Source organism: Pseudomonas coronafaciens pv. oryzae str. 1_6 (assembly GCF_000156995.2).
Lineage (GTDB): Bacteria > Pseudomonadota > Gammaproteobacteria > Pseudomonadales > Pseudomonadaceae > Aquipseudomonas > Aquipseudomonas tremae.
In genome coordinates, this window is the sequence record NZ_CP046035.1 from 1,063,328 (window position 1) to 1,086,675 (window position 23,348).

Sequence of the window (23,348 nt, forward strand, 5' to 3'; positions counted from 1 at the left end):
TTCCGGCCCATAACGAACGTGAGTAGCCATGGTTGACAAACTGACGCATCTGAAACAGCTGGAGGCGGAAAGCATCCACATCATCCGCGAGGTCGCCGCCGAGTTCGATAACCCGGTGATGCTGTACTCGATCGGCAAGGATTCGGCCGTGATGCTGCACTTGGCGCGCAAAGCATTCTTCCCGGGCAAACTGCCGTTTCCGGTCATGCACGTCGATACACGCTGGAAATTCCAGGAGATGTATCGCTTCCGTGACCAGATGGTCGAAGAGATGGGCCTGGACCTGATCACCCATATCAACCCCGACGGCGTGGCGCAGGGTATCAACCCGTTCACCCACGGCAGTGCCAAGCACACCGACATCATGAAGACCGAGGGCCTCAAGCAGGCGCTGGACAAGCATGGTTTCGACGCCGCATTCGGCGGTGCCCGTCGCGACGAAGAGAAGTCCCGGGCCAAAGAGCGCGTTTATTCGTTCCGTGACAGCAAGCACCGTTGGGACCCTAAAAACCAGCGTCCCGAGCTGTGGAATGTTTATAACGGCAACGTCAACAAGGGCGAGTCGATCCGCGTGTTCCCGCTGTCCAACTGGACCGAGCTGGACATCTGGCAGTACATCTACCTCGAAGGCATCCCGATCGTGCCGCTGTATTTCGCCGCCGAACGCGATGTGATCGAGAAGAACGGCACGCTGATCATGATCGACGACGATCGGATCCTCGAGCATCTGACCGATGAAGAGAAGTCGCGCATCGTCAAGAAAAAGGTCCGCTTCCGTACGCTGGGCTGCTACCCGCTGACCGGTGCAGTCGAGTCCGATGCGACCAGCCTGACCGATATCATCCAGGAAATGCTGCTGACGCGAACTTCCGAACGCCAGGGCCGGGTCATTGACCATGACGGCGCCGGCTCGATGGAAGAAAAGAAACGTCAGGGTTATTTCTAAGGAGGATGTCACATGTCGCATCAATCTGATTTGATCAGCGAGGACATCCTCGCCTATCTGGGCCAGCACGAACGCAAGGAAATGCTGCGCTTTCTAACCTGTGGCAACGTCGATGACGGCAAGAGCACGCTGATCGGGCGTCTGCTGCACGACTCGAAGATGATCTACGAAGATCACCTGGAAGCCATTACCCGTGACTCGAAGAAGTCCGGCACTACCGGCGACGATGTCGATCTGGCGTTGTTGGTGGATGGCCTTCAGGCCGAGCGGGAGCAGGGCATCACTATCGATGTGGCTTATCGCTATTTCTCCACGGCGAAGCGCAAGTTCATCATTGCCGACACGCCCGGCCACGAGCAATACACCCGTAACATGGCCACCGGCGCGTCGACCTGCGACTTGGCGATCATCCTCGTGGATGCGCGCTATGGCGTGCAGACCCAGACGCGTCGTCACAGCTATATCGCGTCGCTGCTGGGCATCAAGCACATCGTCGTGGCCATCAACAAGATGGACCTCAACGGCTTCGATGAAAGCGTGTTCGAGTCGATCAAGGCTGATTACCTGAAGTTCGCTGAAGGCATCGCCTTCAAGCCGACCACGATGGCCTTTGTGCCGATGTCGGCGCTTAAAGGCGACAACGTGGTGAACAAGAGCGAACGGTCGCCTTGGTATACCGGTCAGTCGCTGATGGAAATCCTAGAAACCGTCGAAATCGCCAACGACCGTAACTACACCGACCTGCGCTTCCCGGTGCAGTACGTCAACCGCCCGAACCTCAATTTCCGTGGTTTCGCCGGCACGCTCGCCAGCGGCATCGTGCACAAGGGCGACGAGATCGTGGTGCTGCCTTCAGGCAAAAGCAGCCGCGTGAAGTCCATTGTCACGTTCGAAGGCGAGCTGGAACAGGCGGGGCCGGGTCAAGCCGTGACGCTGACCATGGAAGACGAAATCGATATTTCTCGCGGCGACCTGTTGGTGCATGCCGACAATGTCCCGCAGGTCAGCGATGCGTTCGACGCCATGCTGGTATGGATGGCTGAAGAACCGATGCTGCCGGGCAAGAAATACGACATCAAGCGCGCTACCAGCTATGTGCCGGGCTCGATTGCCAGCATCACCCATCGGGTCGATGTGAACACGCTGGCAGAAGGCCCTGCCAGCTCGTTGCAGTTGAACGAGATCGGTCGTGTCAAAGTCAGCCTGGACGCGCCTATCGCGCTGGATGGTTACAGCAGCAACCGCACCACGGGCTCGTTTATCGTTATCGATCGCCTGACCAATGGCACTGTCGCGGCAGGCATGATCATCGCCAAGCCTGTGTCGGGCGGCGGTTCGCAGCATCATGGCGAGCTGGCTCACGTTTCTACCGAGGAGCGTGCACAGCGTTTCGGTCAGCAGCCAGCCACCGTGCTGTTCAGTGGCTTGTCTGGCGCGGGCAAAAGCACGCTGGCGTACGCGGTCGAGCGCAAGCTGTTCGACATGGGCCGTGCGGTGTTCGTGCTGGACGGCCAGAACCTGCGTCATGACCTGAACAAGGGCTTGCCGCAGGATCGCGCCGGTCGTACCGAAAACTGGAGCCGTGCCGCCCACGTGGCGCGTCAGTTCAATGAAGCGGGGCTGCTGACACTGGCTGCCTTTGTCGCGCCGGATGCCGAGGGGCGCGAGCGTGCCAAGGCGCTGATCGGCAAGGATCGTCTGATCACCGTTTATGTTCAGGCATCCCCGACTGTCTGCCGTGAACGTGACCCGCAAGGCCTGTACGCTGCTGATGGCGACAACATTCCTGGTGAGTCCTTCCCGTATGACGTGCCACTGAATGCCGATCTGGTGGTCGATACGCAGACACTCAGCGTGGAAGAAAGCGTCAGGCAGGTGCTGGACCTGCTGCGTAGCCGCGGCGCGATCTAGTTCTGCCGGTTGACAGGCCGGTAGTCTCTAGCGTCTGTACTGGCGCCTTGGCGAGCAAGCTCACTCCTACACACAATCTTGTGGGAGTGGGTTTGGCGACGAACTGCTGTAGGAGCGGACTTGTCCGCGAATTGCCGGGAATCGGCAGCAACATCGGTGTCTACGGCACATCAGGCACAACCAAGGTGGCTCGTTTCAGGGCCGCTTCGCAGCCCATCGCAGCCGTCGTAACCTCCTGAAGTTCCCACGCCCTGCGTACAGCAGCCGATGCAGTTTTTACTTCCACAAAAAAGCCCGTCGCAGGTGTTCTCTGCGGCGGGCTTTTGCGTTGCGGTAACGCTTACTTTTTCAAACCGTAATGCTCGTCGAGCATGCCAGGAGAATTAGGCGACTTGGGCGCGTAATCCTTCGGCGTTTCGGTATCGCGCGGAGGGGTCAGGCGGTCGCGATGATCGCGGTGCGCATGATTGGCCTCAGGGTGCAGGGCTGCGAGCAGGCGCTGGCGTGTCAGCTCGTCAAGCGCCAGGCGGTTGGCGCCCTCGGCAAGGTGTTCCTGAACATCCTGATAGCTCTGCGAAAGCTTTTGCACCAGGTTGGCCGTGCTGTTGAAATGCGTGACTACCTCGTTCTGATAGGTATCGAAACGTTCCTGAATGTTGTCCAGCTGGCGCTGGGTGCTGTTCGGAACGGTGTTGGGCAGCAGGCGTGCCACCAGGAAACCAATGACGACACCTGCCACCAGGGCGAGTGTCGGCAACAACCAGACTAAGAGCGAGTGTTCCACGAGTCCTTCCTCTATAAACGGCTTTGCTTTACGTTAACGGCTCGAACCTGCGCTGTATACCCGCGACGTGTCGTTGATATGCAAGTCGCAGACAATCAGCTAGACGAGTCGACCCATTTCGAGGTCACGGAGTTCTGTTTTGCTCATGCGTGAAACCCCATTATTTATCGATGGCCCAGAAGGCCAGCTCGAAGCGCTGTATCAGGATGTGCCCGACGCTCGAGGCGTTGCGCTGATCTGTCATCCTAACCCGATCCAGGGCGGAACGATGCTCAATAAAGTCGTGTCGACGTTGCAGCGTACCGCACGGGACCAGGGCCTTATCACGTTACGCTTCAATTATCGCGGCGTGGGTGCCAGTGCCGGTACCTCGGTTGCCGGGCCTGGCGAGATCGATGATGCTCAGGCCGCAGCTCAATGGTTAAGAGCGCAACACCCTGATCTGCCAATGACGCTGTTCGGCTTTTCGTTCGGCGGTTATGTTGCCGCAAATCTGGGCGGAAGGCTCGAGGCGCAGGGTGAAAAACTGACGCACCTGTTTCTGATTGCGGCAGCGGCCTCACGGCTCGAGGATCAAAGTGTGCTGCCACAGACCTGCCCGCTGACGATCATTCAGCCAGAGGCTGATGAAGTCATTGACCCTGAAACGGTTTATGCGTGGTCTGCCGCGTTGCAGCGCCCCCATGAGCTGCTGAAAGTGGCAGAATGCGGACACTTTTTTCACGGCAAGCTGACTGATCTGAAAGATCTGCTCTTGCCGCGACTTCCCAACTGATTGCAGCCCGTATTGCATCCTTTAGATAAGCGACTTGCCATGACCACTCGTATCCTGACCGGTATCACGACCACCGGCACTCCCCATCTGGGCAACTACGCGGGCGCGATTCGCCCGGCTATCGTTGCCAGTCGCCAGAGTGATTTCGATTCGTTCTATTTCCTGGCCGATTACCACGCGCTGATCAAGTGCGATGACCCGTTGCGCATTCAGCGTTCGCGTCTGGAAATCGCAGCGACCTGGCTGGCAGCCGGTCTTGATGTTGATCGCGTGACCTTCTATCGCCAGTCGGACATTCCGGAAATTCCGGAACTGACCTGGCTGCTCACCTGTGTGGCGGCCAAGGGCCTGCTCAACCGCGCCCATGCTTACAAGGCCTCGGTAGACAAGAACGTGGAGGGCGGCGAAGACCCGGACGCGGGCATCACCATGGGCCTTTACAGCTATCCGGTGCTGATGGCGGCCGACATTCTGATGTTCAATGCGCATCAGGTTCCGGTGGGTCGCGACCAGATCCAGCATGTGGAAATGGCCCGTGACATCGGTCAGCGCTTCAACCACCTGTTCGGCAATGGCAAAGAGTTCTTCGTCATGCCCGAAGCGCTGATCGAGGAGAGCGTTGCCACGCTGCCGGGGCTGGACGGGCGCAAGATGTCCAAGAGCTACGACAACACCATTCCGTTGTTCAGCAGCGCCAAGGAGATGAAAAACGCTATCTCGCGCATCGTCACTGACTCGCGCGCGCCCGGCGAAGCGAAGGACCCGGACAACTCCCACCTGTTCACCCTGTATGAGGCGTTCTCGACGCCCGAGCAGTGCGCCGGGTTCCGTTCCGACCTGTTGCAGGGCCTGGGGTGGGGTGAGGCGAAGAATCGCCTGTTCACCCTGCTCGATGCGCAGTTGAGCGAAGCGCGTGAGAACTACTTGGGGCTGATCGAACGCCCGGCTGACCTCGAAGACATCCTGCTCGCCGGTGCCCAGAAAGCCCGTCGCGTTGCTACCCCGTTCCTTGAGGAGTTGCGTGAGGCCGTTGGCCTGCGCTCGTTTCGTACCGTCGTGCAGAACGCCGACACCGGCAAGAAAAAAACCGCCAGGGGCGCTCGTTTCGTCAGCTTCCGTGAAGACGACGGCAGCTTCCGTTTTCGCCTGTTGGCGGCTGATGGCGAGCAGTTGCTGTTGTCGCGCAATTTCGCAGACGGCAAGGCTGCCGGCCTTGTCAGCAAGCAACTGCAGCAGGGAGCCGAGCTCGACCTGCGCAGTGAAAACGACCGTTTTACCCTGTGGCTGGATGGCGAATGTGTGGCCGATAGCCCGGTATTCGCCGATGCTGCTGCGCGTGACAACGCCATTCAGACCCTCAAGCTGGCACTCGCTCCTCAACAGGACTGATTGCCAATCCCTGGGGTCGTCGCTACAGTGACGACCCGTTTTTGTTGCCCTGCTAACGAATATGACGCCCCTAGAACGATATCAAGCTGATCTGAAACGCCCGGACTTCTTCCATGATGCCGCGCAGGAAAACGCCGTGCGTCATCTGCAGCGCCTGTACGACGATCTGGTCGCCGCTCACGACAGCAAGCCTGGCCTGTTCGGCAAGCTGTTCGGCAAGAAAGAGCCGACTCTGGTCAAAGGCCTGTATTTCTGGGGTGGCGTGGGTCGCGGCAAGACGTATCTGGTTGATACGTTCTTCGAAGCGCTGCCATTCAAGGAGAAGGTCCGTACCCACTTCCACCGTTTCATGAAGCGCGTACACGAAGAGATGAAGACCCTCAAGGGCGAGAAAAACCCGCTGACGATCATCGCCAGGCGTTTTTCCGACGAGGCGCGAGTCATCTGCTTTGACGAGTTCTTTGTCTCCGACATCACTGACGCCATGATTCTCGGCACGCTGATGGAAGAGCTGTTCAAAAATGGCGTGACGCTGGTGGCAACGTCCAACATCGTTCCCGATGGTCTGTACAAGGACGGCCTGCAACGTGCGCGTTTTCTGCCGGCCATTGCGCTGATCAAGCAGAACACCGATATCGTCAACGTCGACAGCGGTGTCGACTATCGTCTGCGTCACCTCGAGCAGGCCGAGCTGTTCCACTTCCCGCTCAATGAGGCCGCGCAGGAAAGCATGCGCAAGAGCTTCAAGGCGCTGACGCCGGATTGCGCCGAGACCATCGAAAACGATGTGCTGATGATCGAAAATCGCGAGATTCGCGCCCTGCGCACTTGTGACGACGTTGCGTGGTTCGATTTTCGCGAGCTGTGCGACGGCCCTCGTAGCCAGAACGATTACATCGAGCTGGGCAAGATATTCCACGCCGTGCTGCTCAGCGGTGTCGAGCAGATGGACGTTGCCACCGATGACATCGCCCGACGCTTCATCAACATGGTCGACGAGTTCTACGATCGCAACGTCAAGCTGATCATCTCGGCTGAAGTCGAGCTGAAGGACCTGTACACCGGCGGTCGATTGATGTTCGAGTTCCAGCGCACGCTCAGCCGTCTGCTGGAAATGCAGTCCCACGAGTTCCTCTCGCGGGCGCACAGGGCCTGAATCGCCTTAAGAGATCTGGCTAAGGCTTTTCGCTGACAGCGTTAAGCCTGGGGCTCTCGAACTGCTGCCGGTACTGATTGGGTGACAGCCCGGTGTGCTGGCGGAACAGGCGCGCGAAGAAGCTGGCGTCGTCATAGCCCACCTCATAGCTGATGGTCTTGATGCTCTTTCGAGTGCCTGACAACAACCCTTTTGCCGTTTCTATTCTCAGTCTTTGCAGGTAATGCAGCGGCTTGTCACCTGTTGCAGTCTGGAAGCGGCGCATGAAATTGCGAATGCTCATGCCGTGCTCGCGGGCCACGTCTTCAAAGCGGAACTTGTCGGCGAAGTGGTCTTCGAGCCAGTGCTGGATCTGCAGAATCACGACATCCTGATGCAGCTTCTGCCCGCCAAAGCCGATCCGGCCGGGCGAGTAGGTGCGGCGCACTTCATAAAGAATATCCCGGGCTACAGCCTGAGCGACGTTGGCACCGCAGAATCGCTCGATCAGGTAAATATACAGATCGCAGGCTGATGTGGTTCCGCCTGCGCAGTACACGTTGTCTGCGTCAGTCAGGTGTTTATCCTGATTGAGCAGCACGTTGGGGTAGCGCTCGGCGAATGCACTGAAGAAGCGCCAATAGGTCGTGGCTTCCTTGCCATCCAGCAGCCCGGCCTCGGCGAGCCAGTAGACCCCCGTGGCCTCGCCGCATATCACAGCACCATTGGCGTGCTGTTCGCGCAGCCAGGGCAGTACCTGCGGATAGCGCTGGCAAAGCGTGTCGAAGTCGTCCCAGAACGCCGGGATGACGATTATGTCGCTCTGGCAAAGCGCGCCGTCGACCGGCAGCGTTACGTCGCTGAAACTGTTGACGGGCTGGCCGTCCGGGCTGATCAGGCGCGTTTCAAAGGCGGGTATCAGGCCATGGCCCAATTGCTTGCTGTAGCGCAGGCTGGCCAGATGGAAGAAGTCCTTGGCCTGCATGACAGTCGACGCGAACATCTTGTCGGTGGTCAGGATGCTGACGCGGCGCAGAGGGGTGGCGTGTCGGATCGGCATAATCGTTATTCTTATATGGGTAAATGGTCAAGCAGCGGCTGGATCGTCTTATTTTTTGCCAGGCGTGTCCAGTGGCCTCACGGTGCGGCCCTTGCGGACCTGCGATGATGGCCTTGTGCTAATCCGGTGAATATCCGCCAATAACCACCTCGCGGGCAATAAACAGAGTGTGAACAAAAAATCCGGTTGAGGTTATTTGCCCAGTCTGTATAATTCGCCAGCTCTTTGCAGTGGAAGTGATGCGCCGTCTGCCGAAGAATCTTGCCGTATAACGGACGCGCTGACCCGAGCCCCCGATAGCGTCTGTTTCCGGCTGCCTTTGACTTGTCAAAGTACGCACTATTCAGTAAGATCCGCCGTCTAATTTTCAGGGCGGCCCCTGAGGCTATAAAGAATGAAAACTTTTACTGCTAAACCGGAAACAGTTAAGCGCGACTGGTTCGTCGTCGACGCTGCTGGTCAGACCCTGGGTCGTCTGGCCACCGAAATCGCGAGCCGTCTGCGTGGCAAGCACAAACCGGAATACACTCCGCACGTTGACACCGGCGACTACATCGTCGTGATCAATGCCGAGCAGATCCGCGTTACTGGTGCCAAGACCACCGACAAGATCTACTACTCACACTCCGGTTTTCCGGGCGGGATCAAGTCGATCAACTTCGAAAAGCTGATCGCCAAAGCTCCTGAGCGCGTGATCGAGACCGCGGTCAAAGGCATGCTGCCTAAAAACCCGCTGGGTCGCGACATGTATCGTAAGCTGAAAGTCTATGCGGGCGCTGTACACCCTCATACTGCTCAGCAGCCCCAAGAACTGAAGTTTTAACGGAATAGTTCATTATGTCGGCGACTCAAAATTACGGCACTGGCCGTCGCAAGACCGCAACCGCTCGCGTTTTCCTGCGTCCGGGTACTGGTAACATCTCGATCAACAACCGCTCCCTGGACAATTTCTTCGGCCGCGAAACTGCCCGCATGGTAGTTCGTCAGCCGCTGGAATTGACCGAGACCGTTGAAAAGTTCGACATCTACGTCACCGTTATCGGTGGCGGCGTAAGTGGTCAGGCTGGCGCAATCCGCCACGGTATAACTCGCGCTCTGATGCAGTACGACGAGACGTTGCGCGGTGCTCTGCGTAAAGCAGGCTTCGTGACTCGCGATGCTCGTGAAGTTGAACGTAAGAAAGTCGGTCTGCGTAAGGCGCGTAAGCGTCCGCAGTACTCGAAGCGTTAATTCGCTCTTCGTTCAAGAAAGAACGTCCAGCCCTTCGCGGGGCTGGGCGTTTTTTTATGGGTGTGGTTTTTACTGGTCAGGTATTTCCAAGGTGGGCGTTCAACGTGGATATTGCGATGTTTATGCGCCTGTCGACGAAGATTACAGAATTTACTTCGCTAAATGAGCTATCTTGTCGCCCGCGACGAACACCTGTCCTGTTGCGTTCATTATCGGAGGCGCCCATGAGGCGCGTTCGTTCGTCTGTCCGATAAATTTTAACAAGCGAGGAGGATCGCCATGGGCGTGACCAACCGGTTGGCCTGTTACTCCGACCCCGCCGACCACTATTCCCATCGCGTGCGCATCGTGCTCGCGGAGAAAGGTGTCAGCGCCGAAATCATTGAGGTTGTTGCAGGTCGTCACCCGCCGCAGCTCATTGAAGTCAATCCGTACGGCAGCGTACCTACCCTGGTCGATCGTGACCTGGCGTTGTACGAGTCGACGGTGGTGATGGAATACCTGGATGAGCGTTATCCGCATCCACCCTTATTGCCTGTCTATCCTGTCACTCGTGCCAACAGCCGTCTGCTGATTCATCGCATTCAGCGTGACTGGTGCGGTCTTGTCGATCTGATTCTCGACTCGCGCAGCAAAGAGCCGGCCCGTGTTCAGGCGCGCAAGGAGCTGCGTGAAAGTCTGGCGGGGGTTTCCCCGCTGTTTGCGGAAAAAGCTTTTTTCATGAGCGACGAGCTAAGTCTTGTTGACTGCTGTCTACTCCCCATACTCTGGCGTTTGCCGATTTTGGGTATTGAACTGCCGCGGCCTGCCAAGCCGTTGCTTGATTACATGGAGCGCCAATTTGCGCGTGAGGCTTTTCAGGCGAGTCTGTCTGCTGCCGAACGTGAAATGCGCTAAGGCTTAAGGAGCCGTTAATGAACTCCAGTCGCCCTTATCTTGTTCGCGCTCTCTATGAGTGGATCGTCGATAACGATTGCACCCCGCATGTGCTGGTCAATGCGGAGTATCCCGCTGTGCAGGTCCCGCAGGGGTTTGCCAATGATGGTCAGATTGTCCTGAACGTGTCGCCCAGTGCAGTGCGTCATCTGCACATGGATAACGAAGCTGTCAGCTTTGAAGGCCGCTTCGGCGGCGTGCCGCATACGCTTTTCGTGCCGGTTGCCGCCATTCTGGGTATTTATGCCCGGGAGAATGGGCAGGGCATGGTTTTCGATCTGGAGCCTTCCATGGAAGAGGCTGATGATGTCGAGATCGAAGACGATACGCCGCCAGACAGCGAGCCGCCGCGTCCAAGCGGCAGGCCGAGTCTGAAAGTGGTGAAATAAAAAAAGGCGATCCTCGGATCGCCTTTTTCACGTCTGCCTTTTGGGCGTCAGTCGATGTACTCGAACAGTTTGACGATCTTTTGCACGCCGGAAACGCCCTGTACAAGGTTGGCGGCGCGATTGGCTTCGTCCTGGGTCACCAGGCCCAGCAGGAATACGATACCGTTCTCGGTCACCACTTTGATGCGTGAGCCGGGGATCGATGCATCGGCGATCATCTCGGCTTTGATCTTGGTGGTCAGCCAGGCATCGTTGTTACGTGCCAGCAAGGACGATGGCGCCATGACCTGAAGTTCGTTGTTGACCTTCTTGACGCGCTGGACCGAGCTGGCGGCCTGTTCGGCCATGGCCTTGAGGTCGGCTCGCGGTGTCTGGCCGGCGAGCAGCACGATGCCGTTGAAGCTGGTCACGACGATGTGCGAGCCTTCGGCCAGGTCCGGGTTGGCCTTGGAGATGTTGACTGCTGCTTTGGTTTCGATCAGTGAGTCATCGATCTTGCTGCCAAAGGTACGCGTGCCGCGATCGTCTTCGATCGGTTTGTCGCGTGAGGCCGTGATCACCGAACTGCATCCGGTGATGCTGAGGCACAGTGTCAGAACCAGTAGGCTGAGACGATTAGGGGTCATTCTTCACTCCCGAACAGTTGGCTGTCGATCAAATCGCAGAGGCAATGGATCGCCAGCAGATGGACTTCTTGTATACGTGCTGTGACGTTGGCCGGTACGCGTATTTCTACATCCTCGGGCAGCAGCAGCGAGGCCATTCCGCCGCCGTCGCGTCCCGTCAATGCTACGACAATCATTTCACGATCATGTGCGGCCTGGATGGCCTGAATAATATTCGCCGAATTGCCGCTGGTGGAAATCGCCAGCAACACATCGCCCGGCTGACCCAGTGCGCGAATCTGTTTGGAGAAGATTTCGTTGTAGCTGTAATCGTTGGCGATCGAGGTGATCGTCGAGCTGTCGGTGGTCAGTGCGATGGCAGGCAGGCTGGGCCGTTCGCGCTCGAAGCGGTTGAGCAGTTCCGAGGAAAAATGCTGCGCATCGCCCGCCGAGCCGCCGTTGCCGCACGCGAGCATCTTGCCTTCATTGAGCAGGGCATTGACCATCACCTGGCTGGCTTGCTCGATAAAGGGTGCAAGGACTTCCATCGACTGTTGCTTGGTTTCGATGCTGGCCTGAAACAGCCGGCGAATTCGGGATTGCATGTCCATCAATGTGACCTTATTAGAGCGTACGGCGGCGGGGCGGACGCGCCGGGCTCTCCCGGACGCTATCCGGCACACACGGTGTGCAGCCGGCAAAACAAATAGCGAAATCAATGAAGGTAAAAGCCTGGCACATGTCGTCAGCGCGCTCAGGCTGTCGTGCGTCGAGCATGTCAGCTGTCGAACGCGCTTTTGATCCAGTTCAACGGTGCAGCATTGCCAGGGTCGCCCTCAATGGCGATCACATCGAAACGACAGGGATGGCTGGCCCAGCCTGGTGCATGTTGCAGAAAAAGCTGCGCGGCGATGACGAGTTTACCTTGCTTGCGAAAATCGACGCTTTCCGTCGCGCCGCCCCATCCGGAATGGCGGCGGTAGCGAACTTCGACGAATACTACTGTATCGCCATCAAGCATGACCAGATCAAGCTCGCCGCGTGTGCACAACCAGTTTTGTTCGATGAGGCGCAGACCCTGCTGTTGCAGATACTGCAGGGCGTAGGCTTCTGCCTCGCGCCCTGCTTGCTGGCGGGTGCCGCGTTGCATCAAGGGGCTGTGTCCGGCAGGCGCTGGATTTTGCCGTCCACGAACTCTGCCCAAGGCAGTTGGCGTTCGATGCGGCGATCCGGGTTCATGCTCAGGCTGCCGGACAGGCCGTCGATGCGGCTCTCTGGCATTGCCTTGAGCTGGCCAAGGCGCGGAGCCAGACGATAGGCGTCGATGCCCATTGCATAGAGGCGACCGAGGCTGCCCGCTGCTTGTGGCCATTGAGCGGTGACCTGCTGGCGCAGCGGGTCATCGGCATTGAGCAACCAGGGCGTTTCGCAGAAGCGCACACCGTTGAGGTCCATGTACTGCGCGTGATCATTGCTGTTGGTGAACAGGTGCGAAGTGGCGTAGACCGGAACGTCACCGGCGTACTGGAAGACCATGGTCGGTTTGATCTGTTGCGCTTGCTGGGGTGTTGCGGCAAGGAACATGAAGTCGATGTCCTGGCGACGGCTTGGCTGAGCGGCAACCTGAGTGCCAACTGTGCTTTGCAGGCGCTGGGCACGGCCTTCGCTGTTGCGCAGCTGGAACAGGTCGGCAACCTGTTGGGCCAGTTCTACAGGCTGATCAACGTGCTCGGCAGCGATCAGGGTGCCGCCTTTGGCCTGCCAGCTCTTGCGGAACGCATCCAGAACGCGGTCGCCCCATTCACCCTTCGGCACCATCGCAACGGCGCTGCGCTTGCCATCAGCCCAGGCGCGACGGGCCACTTCGCGTGCTTCGTCTTCGGCGGCGAGGCCGAACTGATACAGCTGCGCAGGGCCTTCGGTGCTGGTGTCGCTGTAATTCAGGGCGAGGGTGGTAATCGGCAGTTGCTGGCGGCTGTTCAGTTGTTTGACGAGATTCTTTTCCAGCGGGCCGACGACCAGTTGCGCGCCTGCGGCCTGAGCCTGGCGGTAGAACTCATCCATGGACGTGACGCGCGAGCTGTCAAAGACCTGGATGGCGGGCGGATTCTCTCCGGCCTGCTGCGCCTGGAAGTGCGCCGCCATGAAGCCTTCACGAAGCGCCTTGGCAACCGCTGCCAGTTGGCCATCCTGCGGCAGCAGCAACGCTATCTTAGTAATTGGCTCGCTGGTCAGAGCGCGCAGTTTCGCAAGTGCGGTGGGCAATTGCAGTGCGGCGGGGTGTTTCGGGTTTTGCGCTTTCCAGTTGTCGATGGCGGTTTGCTGTTGCTCCAGCGTGCCAGCGCCTTTGATCGAGCGTGCAAGGTTCAGCCAGCCGCCCAGGTCGTCGGTTGCTGTGCTTTGCAGCTGGTCGGCTGGAAGGGCGGAGACCAGTGTCCAGATCGCGTCGTTGTTCGCGCTGGCGTCCGCGCCTTGCAGTAGCGGGCCTGCATAGACCCGCTCATGAACGGCCGCCAGCATCTGGTTATCGGCTTCCAGTGCGCGGGCTTTGACCATGTGTGTGCGAACCTGCTGCTCGACCGACAGTTCACCCAAGCGCTGCATGCTTGGGTGATTTAGCGCTGTCAGTGCCGCTTTGGGTTGATTGCGGCCCATCGCCAGTTCGGCGGACAGCGTGCTGGCATACACCTGAAGGCCGGGTTTGAGCTGATCGAGTTGTACCTGTCCGAGGATTTGCGCAGCGCGTCCTGCGTCATTCTGGCGGCTGGCCAGGTCGGCGGCACTCAAGCGCAGCGTTGCGGCCTGCTCGGGTGTTTTGGCGCTGGCGGCCTGATCGAGCAATTGCTCGATGCTGGCGTCAGGGGTACGAGGCAGCTCGCCAAGGCTGGACGAGGGCGAGCTGGCACACGCTGCTAGGAGGGCAGCGAGGCAGAGGGCAGAGAGCAGCCGCAGACAAGCGATCATTGGTATGTTCCTGAGACTCGAGCGAATTAACGGAGAATTGTACCCAAGCGCTGGCCGGGGTGCGACGTCGAAGGTGTTTAAAGCCATGATATTGGCCGCGTTAAGGTCATCTGTCGGCCAAATCGTTCAATTCGAGAGGGATGCCGTACTCCACGGTTGGACGTAATCATGTTTTCATTCCCTTTTTATCGGCATCCCAGGTGCGCGAACCGTTGATATGGGTCGCAGCCTGTACAATGCGTTTTTCCAGGCACCCAGCTTTAACATATGAGGTTTGCGTTTTGACTGTTCCGGTTGTTTCGAATTCCACTCCGGGTTCGCTTTATGTTGTGGCGACTCCTATCGGCAATCTGGACGATATGAGTGTGCGAGCGCTGAAGGTGTTGCGTGAAGTTGCGCTGATCGCGGCAGAAGACACGCGTCACTCTGCGCGTCTGATGCAGCACTTCGGGATATCAACGCCTTTGGCTGCCTGCCACGAGCATAACGAACGGGATGAGGGTAGCCGGTTCATCACTCGCCTGCTGGCGGGCGACGATATCGCGCTGATTTCCGATGCCGGAACGCCCCTGATCTCTGATCCCGGGTATCACCTTGTGCGCCAGGCACGTGCCGCGGGCGTGCCGGTGGTTCCGGTGCCGGGTGCCTGTGCCCTGATTGCAGCGCTTTCGGCGGCTGGTCTGCCTTCTGATCGCTTCATATTCGAAGGCTTTCTTCCAGCCAAGGCCGTGGGTCGCAGGGCAAAGCTCGAGAAGGTGAAGGAAGAGCCGCGTACACTTATTTATTACGAAGCGCCGCACCGGATCCTGGAATGCCTGCAGGATATGGAGCTGGTCTTCGGCGCCGACCGTCATGCACTGCTGGCTCGTGAAATAACCAAAACTTTCGAAACACTCAAGGGTCTGCCTTTGGGTGAGCTGCGCGCGTTCGTCGAGGGCGACAGCAATCAGCAGCGCGGCGAATGCGTTGTTCTGGTGGCTGGCTGGACGCAGCCGGAAGAAGACGATGTGGTAGGGGCGGAGGCCCGCCGGGTTCTGGGTTTATTGCTCGAAGAGATGCCGCTGAAGCGGGCTGCCGCGTTGGCTGCCGAGATCACCGGTGTGCGCAAGAACCTGCTCTATCAGGTGGCGCTGGAGGCTCAAAAGGGCTGACGAGCTGTTCCTGGAAGGGCTGGAGGTACTATTAAAGCTTGTTCTCGAAGGCGTGTGCCGCTAACCTTGTCGGCGGAGAGTCGATTGGACAGTCGCTGCCTCTTGTTGTTCCGCAACAAGGGGGGGAGGAAAGTCCGGGCTCCATAGGGCGGAGTGCCAGGTAACACCTGGGAGGCGCGAGCCTACGGAAAGTGCCACAGAAAATAACCGCCTAAGCACTTCGGTGCCGGTAAGGGTGAAAAGGTGCGGTAAGAGCGCACCGCACGTCTGGCAACAGTTCGTGGCAAGGTAAACCCCACTCGGAGCAAGACCAAATAGGGTTCCTAGGCGTGGCCCGCGCTGGAACCGGGTAGGTTGCTAAAGACGTCCAGTGATGGCCGTCGTAGAGGAATGACTGTCCTCGACAGAACCCGGCTTACAGATCGACTCTCCACCTTTTTCATACCCTCCGCTTTTCAGCAGCAAATCCCCTTCGTAATACCAAAAAAATCTTACAGCTCATAAATCACATTAACTTCGAGCCGCAATGGTTTGAGCTGTGTGGGATTAATCCGTCAGAACCTTCGTGAAATTACCCTTTCTCGTCCGATACCGCTTCTAAATCTCCGAAATGTAAGGGTTTTCCTTAAGACCGTGCCTTGACGGTGTGGCAGGCGGGTTCCTATAGTGTGCGCAAGTGGCAGAAAGTGGCACGAAGTGGGTTTTTTTAGCGCAAAAAGCTAATATTCGGAGAATGCGCCTGTGTTCCGTGGTGCCAACGCAATCAATCTCGATGCCAAGGGCCGTCTCGCTATGCCGAGTCGGTACCGTGACGAGTTGGATTCGCGTAGCGCGGGGCAAATGATCGTGACCATCGATGCTGTAGACCCATGCCTGTGCCTCTATCCGCTGTCCGAATGGGAGCTGATAGAGGCAAAACTTCGTGATCTGGCGACGTTTCGTGAAGAGAACCGTCGGCTGCAGCGGCTTTTGATTGGTAATGCTGTCGACCTGGAGCTGGACGGCAGCGGGCGTTTTCTGGTGCCTCCGCGCTTGCGCGAGTACGCGCGGCTGGACAAGCGCGTGATGTTGGTAGGCCAACTCAACAAGTTTCAACTGTGGGACGAGGACGCCTGGAACGCTCTTGCTGATGCTGACCTGGCTGCCATTCAAAAACCTGGCGCGATGCCCGACGAATTACGTGACTTGATCCTGTGACTATGAATAGCGGCTTTACTCACATTACCGTGCTGCTCGAAGAAGCCGTGGAGGCTCTCGCGGTGCGCGCTGATGGCTGCTATCTGGACGGCACGTTCGGGCGTGGCGGGCATAGCCGCCTTATTCTGAGCCATCTCGGTCCTGACGGAAGGCTGCTGGGTTTCGACAAGGACCCTCAAGCGATTGCCACCGGGCAAGCGCTAGCGGCCGAAGACGGCCGCTTTGTCATTGTGCAGCGCAGCTTCGCCGAGCTGGGTTCGGAAGCTCTGGAGCGTGACCTGGCAGGCAAGGTCAGCGGTATTCTGCTGGATCTGGGTGTGTCGTCCCCGCAGCTGGATGACCCGGAGCGCGGCTTCAGCTTCATGAATGACGGCCCTCTGGACATGCGTATGGACCCGACTCGTGGCGTCAGTGCTGCCGAGTTCATTGCCAGTGCCCCCGCCGAAGAAATCGCCCGCGTGTTCAAGGAATACGGTGAAGAGCGCTTTGCAAAACGCATGGCCAACGCCGTAGTCCAGCGCCGTGAAATCCAGCCTTTCGAGCGCACGGCCGACTTGGCTGAAGTTCTCAAGGTGGCCAACCCTGCCTGGGAAAAAGGCAAAAATCCTGCAACGCGAGCCTTTCAAGGCTTGCGCATTCACGTCAACAACGAGCTGGGCGATCTGGAAGCTGGCCTCGAAGCGGCAATGGAAGCTCTGGAAGTGGGTGGACGTCTGGTGGTCATCAGCTTTCATTCGCTTGAAGACCGCATCGTCAAATTGTTCATGCGTAAGCTCGCCAAGGGCGAAGCTGACAACATGCCGCGCAACCTGCCTATTCAATACAAGGCATTCGAGCCGAAAATCAAGATTCACGGCAAGGCTCAATTCGCTTCCGATACCGAAACCAAGGCCAACCCACGCTCGCGCAGTGCTGTCATGCGTGTAGCGGAGAAGCTCAGGTGAGCCGGCTGTTCCTGAAACCTCTGCCCGGCGGCAGCTTCATTATGCTGCTGCTGTTTATTGCTGTCCTGATTTCGGCCATCGGCGTTTCCTATAGTGCCCATTGGAACCGCCAACTGCTCAACTCGCTGTATTCGGAGATGAGCGTGCGCGACAAGGCGCAGGCAGAATGGGGGCGTCTGATCCTTGAACAAAGTACCTGGACCGCGCACAGCCGCATCGAGACACTGGCCACCGAGCAACTGAAGATGCGCATTCCAAGCGCCGCTGAAGTACGGATGGTGGCGCCATGATGAAGCTTGAGGGCGCACTCTATCCGTGGCGTTTCCGCGTAGTCGTAGGGCTTCTTGTCTCGCTGGTGCTTGCCATTTGCTGGCGCATCGTCGACCTGCAAGTCATCGACCATACCTTCCTCAAGGAGCAGGGCGACGCGCGCAGTCTTCGGCATATCCCTATTCCTGCTCACCGCGGTCTGATTACCGATCGCAACGGCGAGCCGCTTGCCGTGAGTACGCCGGTAACCACGCTGTGGGCCAACCCGCGCGAAATGCAGCAGGACAAGTCCAAGTGGCCAATGCTTGCAGCGGCGACAGGGCAGGACCTTAAAGCCCTGACCGAGCGTCTTGAAGCGCAGTCCACCAAGGAGTTCATCTATCTGGTTCGCGGCATGACGCCTGAGCAGGGTCAGGCTGCGCTGGATCTGAAAGTGCCAGGTGTCTATGGCATCGAAGAATTCCGCCGTTTCTACCCGGCAGGCGACGTGACCGCACACATGGTCGGCTTTACCGACCTCGACGACCACGGTCGTGAAGGTGTAGAGCTGGCCTATGACGACTGGCTTGCCGGCGTGCCCGGCAAGCGTCAGGTCATCAAGGACCGGCGTGGACGGCTGATCAAGGACGTTCAGGTGACCAAGAATGCCAAGGCCGGAAAGACCTTGGCGTTGTCCATTGACCTGCGTCTGCAGTATCTGGCAACCCGTGAGCTGCGCAACGCGATCGTAGAGAACGAGGCCAAGGCCGGCAGCATGGTGATCATGGACGTCAAGACCGGTGAAGTCCTGGCGATGGTCAACCAGCCGACCTACAACCCGAACAACCGTCGCACGATGGTGCCCGCCGCCATGCGCAACCGGGCAATAATTGACGTGTTCGAACCGGGTTCGACCATGAAGCCGATTTCCATGACTGCAGCGCTGGACAGCGGTCGCTGGAAGCCGACCGACAAGGTCGAGGTTTATCCGGGCACTTTGCAGATCGGCAAATACACCATTCGTGACGTGACCAAGACCGAAGGGCCGATCCTCGACCTGACCGGCATTCTGATCAACTCCAGTAACGTCGGCATGAGTAAAGTCGCGTTCGATGTGGGCGGCGAAGCGATTTTCCGCGCCATGCAGCGTGTCGGTTTCGGTCAGTACACCGGTCTGGGCTTCCCTGGCGAGCGCGTTGGCAACCTGCCCAACTACCGTGAATGGCGCAAAGCAGAAACCGCCACGCTGTCCTATGGCTACGGCCTGTCGGTCACCGCGTTGCAACTGGTACACGCCTATGGCGCGCTGGCCAACAACGGCCGGATCGTACCGCTGACCATCTTGAAGACAGACAAAGAGCCAGAGTCGACTCAGGCCATTCCAGAGAAAACCGCCAAGACACTGCAGGGCATGCTCCAGCAGGTGATCGAAGACCCGCGCGGCGTGTATCGCGCCCGTGTGCCGTCCTATCACGTTGGTGGCAAGAGCGGTACCGCACGCAAGACGTCCATCGGCACCAAGGGCTACGCGGAAAACTCCTATCGCTCGCTGTTCGCCGGTTTCGGACCGATGAGTAACCCGCGTTACGCCATCGTGGTCGTCATCGACGAACCGAGCAAGGGCGGCTACTACGGCGGTCTGGTTTCTGCGCCAGTGTTCAGCAAGGTCATGTCCGGCACGTTGCGTCTGATGAACGTGACGCCTGACAACCTTGCGCCACCGGAGCAAGTCAATGCAGCACCCGCAGCCAAAGGAGGGCGTGGTTGATGACCTTGAGTCTGAGCAAAATTTTCGCTAATCATACCGACCGCGATCCACTGATCCGCGAGTTGACCCTGGACAGCCGTAACGTGCGTCCGGGCGATCTGTTTCTGGCTGTGCCGGGCATCAAGGCTGATGGTCGCGCGCACATTGCCGATGCGCTCAAGCGCGGCGCGGCGGCAGTGGCGTATGAGGTAGAAGGCTCCAACGTCCTGCCGCTCACTGACGTGCCGCTGATTCCGGTCAAGGGGCTTGCTGCGCAGCTTTCTGACATCGCAGGTCGTTTTTACGGCGATCCAAGCCGCAGGCTGAACCTGGTTGGCGTCACCGGCACCAATGGCAAGACCAGTGTCACTCAGCTGGTTGCCCAGGCGCTTGACGCACTGGGTCAGCGCTGCGGCATCGTCGGCACGCTGGGCACCGGTTTCTATGGTTCGCTGCAAAGCGGTCGCCACACCACGCCTGACCCTATTGCGGTTCAGGCGACGCTGACTGACCTGAAAAAGGCCGGCGCGCGAGCTGTGGCGATGGAAGTGTCGTCCCACGGTCTGGATCAGGGACGGGCGACCGCGCTGGCGTTCGACGTGGCAGTGCTGACCAACCTGTCTCGTGATCATCTGGATTATCACGGCACTATGGAAGCCTATGGCGCTGCCAAGGCCAAATTGTTCGCATGGCCAAATCTGAACTGCCGGGTGATCAACCTTGACGACGATTTTGGCCGTCAGATGGCTGGTCTCAAGCAGGAATCGCGTCTGATCACCTACAGCCAGCTGGACAGCTCGGCGTATCTGTATTGTCGCGAAGCCAAATTCGATGACGATGGCGTGCGCGCCACGCTGGTTACGCCGCAAGGCGAGCATTTTCTGCGCAGCAGCCTGTTGGGCCGGTTCAACCTGAGCAATGTGCTGGCTGCGGTCGGCGCTTTGCTGGGGCTGGATTACGCGCTGGACGAAATCCTCAAGGTACTGCCAAAACTCGAAGGCCCGGTCGGACGCATGCAGCGTCTGGGTGGTGCTGACAAGCCGCTGGTGGTCGTTGACTATGCGCACACCCCGGACGCGCTGGAAAAAGTGCTCGAAGCACTGCGCCCTCATGCCAAAGGTCGCTTGCTGTGCCTGTTCGGTTGCGGTGGCGACCGCGATCGCGGCAAGCGTCCGCTGATGGCGGAAGTGGTCGAGCGACTGGCCGACGGTATCTGCGTCACTGACGACAACCCTCGCAACGAATCATCTTCTCAGATATTCGCCGACATCCGTCCGGGCTTTACGGCCGCCGACAAGGTGAGCTTCATCGAGGGGCGCGCCCAGGCCATTGCCGAGTTGATTGCCGGTGCCAGCGCTGATGATGTTGTAGTGCTTGCTGGCAAAGGGCACGAGGACTACCAGGAAATCAGCGGCCAGCGTCAGCCGTTTTCTGATCTTGAAGAAGCTGCCCGAGCGCTTGCCGCGTGGGAGGCTGCCAATGCTTAAGCCCATGACATTCGCTGAGTTGCTCGTGCCGCTTGATGCCCGCAGGGTAGGTGGCGATTGCCGTTTCGACGGCGTGAGCACCGACAGCCGTGGTATTCAGGCGGGGCAACTGTTTGTCGCCCTGACCGGTCCGCGTTTCGACGGTCACGAATACCTTGAACAAGTAGCGGCCAAAGGTGCAGTCGGCGCGTTGGTCGAGCGCGAGGTTGAAGGCGCAACGCTGCCGCAACTGGTTGTGCTCGACACCCGCAAGGCCCTTGCCCAGCTGGGCGCGATGAATCGCAATGCGTTTGTCGACAAGCCTGTTGCTGCAGTCACCGGTTCCAGTGGCAAAACCACGGTCAAGGAGATGCTCGCAAGCATCCTGCGCACGCGCGGGCCTGTGCTGGCGACGCGTGGCAACCTGAACAATGAGCTCGGTGTGCCGCTCACCCTGCTGGAGCTGGCTCCCGAATACACCTCGGCTGTAATTGAGCTGGGCGCCTCGCGCGTCGGTGAAATCGCTTACACAGTCAGCCTCACCAAGCCGCATGTGGCCATGATCACCAACGCCGGGTCTGCCCATGTGGGCGAGTTCGGCGGTCCGGACAAAATCGTCGAGGCCAAGGGCGAGATCCTTGAAGGTCTGGACGCTACCGGCACGGCTGTGCTGAACCTGGAAGACAAGGCGTTTCCGATCTGGCGCAAGCGTGCAGGCAACCGTGCTGTGCTGACCTTCGCACTGGCTGACACGGCCGCCGATCTGTACGCCAGTGACCTCAGCCGCGATGCCAGAGGCTGCCCGGGTTTCACGCTCAACAGCCCATTGGGCAAAGCACAGGTGCAACTCAACCTGTTGGGTGCGCATAACGTCACTAACGCCCTGACCGCTGCGGCTGCTGCGTGTGCCCTGGGCGTGTCGCTGGAAGGCATCGTCACCGGTCTGAACAACGTGCAACCGGTCAAGGGCCGGGCGGTCGCGCAGATCGCCAGCAATGGCGTTCGCGTCATTGATGACACCTACAACGCCAACCCTGCGTCGATCAACGCTGCCGTCGATGTTCTAACCGGTTTCACCGGCCGTACCGTACTGGTGCTGGGCGATATCGGCGAACTGGGCGACTGGGCCGAGCAGGGGCACCGCGAAGTGGGTGCCTACGCCGCTGGCAAAGTGTCGGCCCTGTATGCCGTCGGCCCGCTGATGACTCATGCCGTCAGCGCCTTTGGTGAACATGCCTATCACTTTGCCAGTCAGGCAGAGTTGATCGCAGCGCTGGGCGCCGAGCAGGACCCTAATACCACTTTATTGATCAAGGGCTCGCGTAGCGCTGCGATGGAAAACGTCGTAGCTGCCTTGTGCGGTTCTAGCCTGGAGAAACATTAATGCTGCTGCTGTTGGCCGAGTTTCTACAACAGTTCTACAAAGGCTTTGCGGTCTTTCAGTACCTGTCTCTGCGCGGGATCCTTGGCGTGCTTACCGCACTGACGCTGTCGCTGTGCCTGGGTCCATGGATGATCCGCACTTTGCAGATGCGCCAGATCGGCCAGTCGGTCCGCAATGACGGCCCGCAGTCGCACTTGTCGAAATCCGGCACGCCGACCATGGGCGGGGCGCTGATCCTGTCGTCCATCGGCATCAGCACCTTGCTGTGGGCTGACCTCAGCAACCGCTATGTGTGGGTTGTGTTGCTGGTGACCTTCCTGTTCGGCGCCATCGGCTGGGTCGATGACTACCGCAAAGTGATCGAAAAGAATTCTCGGGGCTTGCCGAGCCGCTGGAAGTACTTCTGGCAGTCGGTGTTCGGCCTTGGCGCAGCCATCTTTCTTTATACGACTGCGCCTTCAGCAACTGAAACCACGCTGATCGTGCCAATGCTCAAGGATGTTCGTATTCCGCTGGGCATCGGCTTCATCGTGCTGACCTATTTCGTGATCGTGGGCTCCAGTAACGCCGTCAACCTGACTGATGGTCTGGACGGCCTGGCAATCATGCCGACCGTGATGGTCGGCGGCGCTCTGGGCATCTTCTGCTACCTGTCGGGTAACGTGAAGTTCGCTGAGTACCTGCTGATTCCTTATGTTCCGGGGGCGGGTGAACTGATCGTGTTCTCCGGGGCGCTGATTGGTGCGGGGCTCGGGTTCCTGTGGTTCAACACCTATCCGGCACAGGTTTTCATGGGCGACGTCGGTGCGCTGGCGCTCGGCGCGGCGTTGGGCACCATGGCCGTTATCGTGCGTCAGGAAATGGTCCTGTTCATCATGGGCGGCGTGTTCGTGATGGAAACACTTTCAGTGGTCATTCAGGTTGCGTCTTTCAAACTTACCGGCCGCCGGGTGTTTCGCATGGCGCCGATTCACCACCACTTTGAACTCAAAGGCTGGCCCGAGCCACGCGTGATCGTCCGTTTCTGGATCATCACCGTGATTCTGGTGCTCATCGGCCTTGCCACACTGAAACTGAGGTAAAACG

General features: G+C 58.8%; 23 protein-coding genes and 1 other RNA gene. 18 read left to right on the forward strand and 6 right to left on the reverse strand.

The annotated features are described in order from the left end of the window. Positions 1-28: 28 nt before the first annotated feature. Both cysD and cysN read left to right on the forward strand, forming a co-directional pair. Positions 29-946, forward strand: a complete 918-nt coding sequence (gene cysD / locus POR16_RS04720; RefSeq protein WP_005889074.1) for a sulfate adenylyltransferase subunit CysD — start codon at positions 29-31, stop codon at positions 944-946. Positions 947-958: 12 nt separating this feature from the next. Beyond that, positions 959-2,857 carry a sulfate adenylyltransferase subunit CysN gene (gene cysN / locus POR16_RS04725; protein WP_005889075.1) on the forward strand — a complete coding sequence of 633 codons (1,899 nt, stop codon included), beginning with the start codon at positions 959-961 and terminating at the stop codon, positions 2,855-2,857. A 340-nt stretch (positions 2,858-3,197) separates the two neighbouring features. On the opposite strand, the gene POR16_RS04730 is transcribed toward cysN, so the two are convergent. Beyond that, complete coding sequence (locus POR16_RS04730; protein WP_005890140.1) at positions 3,198-3,641, reverse strand: Z-ring associated ZapG family protein; 444 nt, start codon at positions 3,639-3,641, stop codon at positions 3,198-3,200. Positions 3,642-3,786: 145 nt separating this feature from the next. Here POR16_RS04730 and POR16_RS04735 point away from each other — a divergent pair, with 145 nt between their 5' ends. From POR16_RS04735 to zapE, 3 genes are all read left to right on the forward strand, one after another. After that, positions 3,787-4,416 carry an alpha/beta hydrolase gene (locus POR16_RS04735; RefSeq protein WP_005890141.1) on the forward strand — a complete coding sequence of 210 codons (630 nt, stop codon included), beginning with the start codon at positions 3,787-3,789 and terminating at the stop codon, positions 4,414-4,416. Between the two features lie 39 nt (positions 4,417-4,455). Next, positions 4,456-5,805, forward strand: a complete 1,350-nt coding sequence (locus tag POR16_RS04740) for a tryptophan--tRNA ligase (protein ID WP_005890142.1) — start codon at positions 4,456-4,458, stop codon at positions 5,803-5,805. Positions 5,806-5,866: 61 nt separating this feature from the next. Then, the gene (gene zapE, locus POR16_RS04745; RefSeq protein WP_005890143.1) at positions 5,867-6,961 is read left to right on the forward strand and encodes a cell division protein ZapE; all 1,095 of its coding nucleotides are present in this window, start codon (positions 5,867-5,869) and stop codon (positions 6,959-6,961) included. A gap of 19 nt (positions 6,962-6,980) precedes the next feature. Here zapE and POR16_RS04750 read toward each other — a convergent pair whose 3' ends face one another. Continuing rightward, a complete protein-coding gene (locus tag POR16_RS04750; RefSeq protein WP_162010123.1) occupies positions 6,981-7,901 on the reverse strand; it encodes a GlxA family transcriptional regulator in 921 nt (306 codons plus the stop codon). 493 nt (positions 7,902-8,394) lie between these two features. On the opposite strand from POR16_RS04750, the gene rplM reads away from it, so the two are divergent. The 4 genes from rplM (at position 8,395) to POR16_RS04770 (ending at position 10,555) form a co-directional block, all read left to right on the forward strand. Continuing rightward, positions 8,395-8,823 carry a 50S ribosomal protein L13 gene (rplM, locus tag POR16_RS04755; protein ID WP_002555065.1) on the forward strand — a complete coding sequence of 143 codons (429 nt, stop codon included), beginning with the start codon at positions 8,395-8,397 and terminating at the stop codon, positions 8,821-8,823. A 14-nt stretch (positions 8,824-8,837) separates the two neighbouring features. Further along, complete coding sequence (gene rpsI / locus POR16_RS04760) at positions 8,838-9,230, forward strand: 30S ribosomal protein S9 (RefSeq protein WP_002555064.1); 393 nt, start codon at positions 8,838-8,840, stop codon at positions 9,228-9,230. A 279-nt stretch (positions 9,231-9,509) separates the two neighbouring features. Further along, positions 9,510-10,127: a glutathione S-transferase N-terminal domain-containing protein gene (locus tag POR16_RS04765; protein WP_005890147.1), complete on the forward strand. Its 618-nt coding sequence runs from the start codon at positions 9,510-9,512 to the stop codon at positions 10,125-10,127. Between the two features lie 17 nt (positions 10,128-10,144). After that, positions 10,145-10,555: a ClpXP protease specificity-enhancing factor gene (locus POR16_RS04770; protein WP_005890148.1), complete on the forward strand. Its 411-nt coding sequence runs from the start codon at positions 10,145-10,147 to the stop codon at positions 10,553-10,555. A gap of 47 nt (positions 10,556-10,602) precedes the next feature. Here the strand turns inward: POR16_RS04770 and POR16_RS04775 are convergent, their stop codons facing one another. The 4 genes from POR16_RS04775 to POR16_RS04790 form a co-directional block, all read right to left on the reverse strand. Further along, on the reverse strand, positions 10,603-11,181 hold the full coding sequence (locus tag POR16_RS04775; protein ID WP_005890149.1) for a BON domain-containing protein: 579 nt from the start codon (positions 11,179-11,181) through the stop codon (positions 10,603-10,605). Further along, positions 11,178-11,771, reverse strand: a complete 594-nt coding sequence (locus POR16_RS04780; protein ID WP_024668808.1) for a phosphoheptose isomerase — start codon at positions 11,769-11,771, stop codon at positions 11,178-11,180. The genes POR16_RS04775 and POR16_RS04780 overlap by 4 nt, the downstream gene beginning before the upstream one ends. 167 nt (positions 11,772-11,938) lie before the next feature. Next, the gene (locus tag POR16_RS04785) at positions 11,939-12,310 is read right to left on the reverse strand and encodes a YraN family protein (RefSeq protein ID WP_005890153.1); all 372 of its coding nucleotides are present in this window, start codon (positions 12,308-12,310) and stop codon (positions 11,939-11,941) included. Then, on the reverse strand, positions 12,310-14,124 hold the full coding sequence (locus tag POR16_RS04790) for a penicillin-binding protein activator (RefSeq protein WP_053480847.1): 1,815 nt from the start codon (positions 14,122-14,124) through the stop codon (positions 12,310-12,312). Before POR16_RS04790 ends, POR16_RS04785 begins: the two co-directional genes overlap by 1 nt. A gap of 281 nt (positions 14,125-14,405) precedes the next feature. Here POR16_RS04790 and rsmI point away from each other — a divergent pair, with 281 nt between their 5' ends. The 9 genes from rsmI (at position 14,406) to mraY (ending at position 23,344) form a co-directional block, all read left to right on the forward strand. Then, on the forward strand, positions 14,406-15,275 hold the full coding sequence (rsmI, locus tag POR16_RS04795) for a 16S rRNA (cytidine(1402)-2'-O)-methyltransferase (protein ID WP_024691041.1): 870 nt from the start codon (positions 14,406-14,408) through the stop codon (positions 15,273-15,275). A gap of 76 nt (positions 15,276-15,351) precedes the next feature. Continuing rightward, positions 15,352-15,709: RNase P RNA component class A (rnpB, locus tag POR16_RS04800), an RNA gene on the forward strand. A 307-nt stretch (positions 15,710-16,016) separates the two neighbouring features. Further along, positions 16,017-16,472, forward strand: a complete 456-nt coding sequence (gene mraZ / locus POR16_RS04805) for a division/cell wall cluster transcriptional repressor MraZ (protein WP_005620303.1) — start codon at positions 16,017-16,019, stop codon at positions 16,470-16,472. 2 nt (positions 16,473-16,474) lie between these two features. Then, a complete protein-coding gene (gene rsmH, locus POR16_RS04810) occupies positions 16,475-17,416 on the forward strand; it encodes a 16S rRNA (cytosine(1402)-N(4))-methyltransferase RsmH (RefSeq protein WP_005890159.1) in 942 nt (313 codons plus the stop codon). Continuing rightward, positions 17,413-17,706: a cell division protein FtsL gene (gene ftsL / locus POR16_RS04815; protein WP_003340690.1), complete on the forward strand. Its 294-nt coding sequence runs from the start codon at positions 17,413-17,415 to the stop codon at positions 17,704-17,706. The genes rsmH and ftsL overlap by 4 nt, the downstream gene beginning before the upstream one ends. Beyond that, positions 17,703-19,433, forward strand: a complete 1,731-nt coding sequence (locus POR16_RS04820; RefSeq protein WP_005890163.1) for a peptidoglycan D,D-transpeptidase FtsI family protein — start codon at positions 17,703-17,705, stop codon at positions 19,431-19,433. The genes ftsL and POR16_RS04820 overlap by 4 nt, the downstream gene beginning before the upstream one ends. Beyond that, positions 19,433-20,899, forward strand: a complete 1,467-nt coding sequence (locus tag POR16_RS04825; protein ID WP_005890165.1) for a UDP-N-acetylmuramoyl-L-alanyl-D-glutamate--2,6-diaminopimelate ligase — start codon at positions 19,433-19,435, stop codon at positions 20,897-20,899. The genes POR16_RS04820 and POR16_RS04825 overlap by 1 nt, the downstream gene beginning before the upstream one ends. Further along, positions 20,892-22,262, forward strand: coding sequence for a UDP-N-acetylmuramoyl-tripeptide--D-alanyl-D-alanine ligase (locus tag POR16_RS04830; RefSeq protein WP_005890167.1), 1,371 nt, complete (start codon positions 20,892-20,894; stop codon positions 22,260-22,262). The genes POR16_RS04825 and POR16_RS04830 overlap by 8 nt, the downstream gene beginning before the upstream one ends. Continuing rightward, entirely contained in the window at positions 22,262-23,344 is a 1,083-nt protein-coding gene (gene mraY, locus POR16_RS04835) for a phospho-N-acetylmuramoyl-pentapeptide-transferase (protein WP_005890169.1), read from the forward strand. Before POR16_RS04830 ends, mraY begins: the two co-directional genes overlap by 1 nt. Positions 23,345-23,348: the final 4 nt, after the last annotated feature.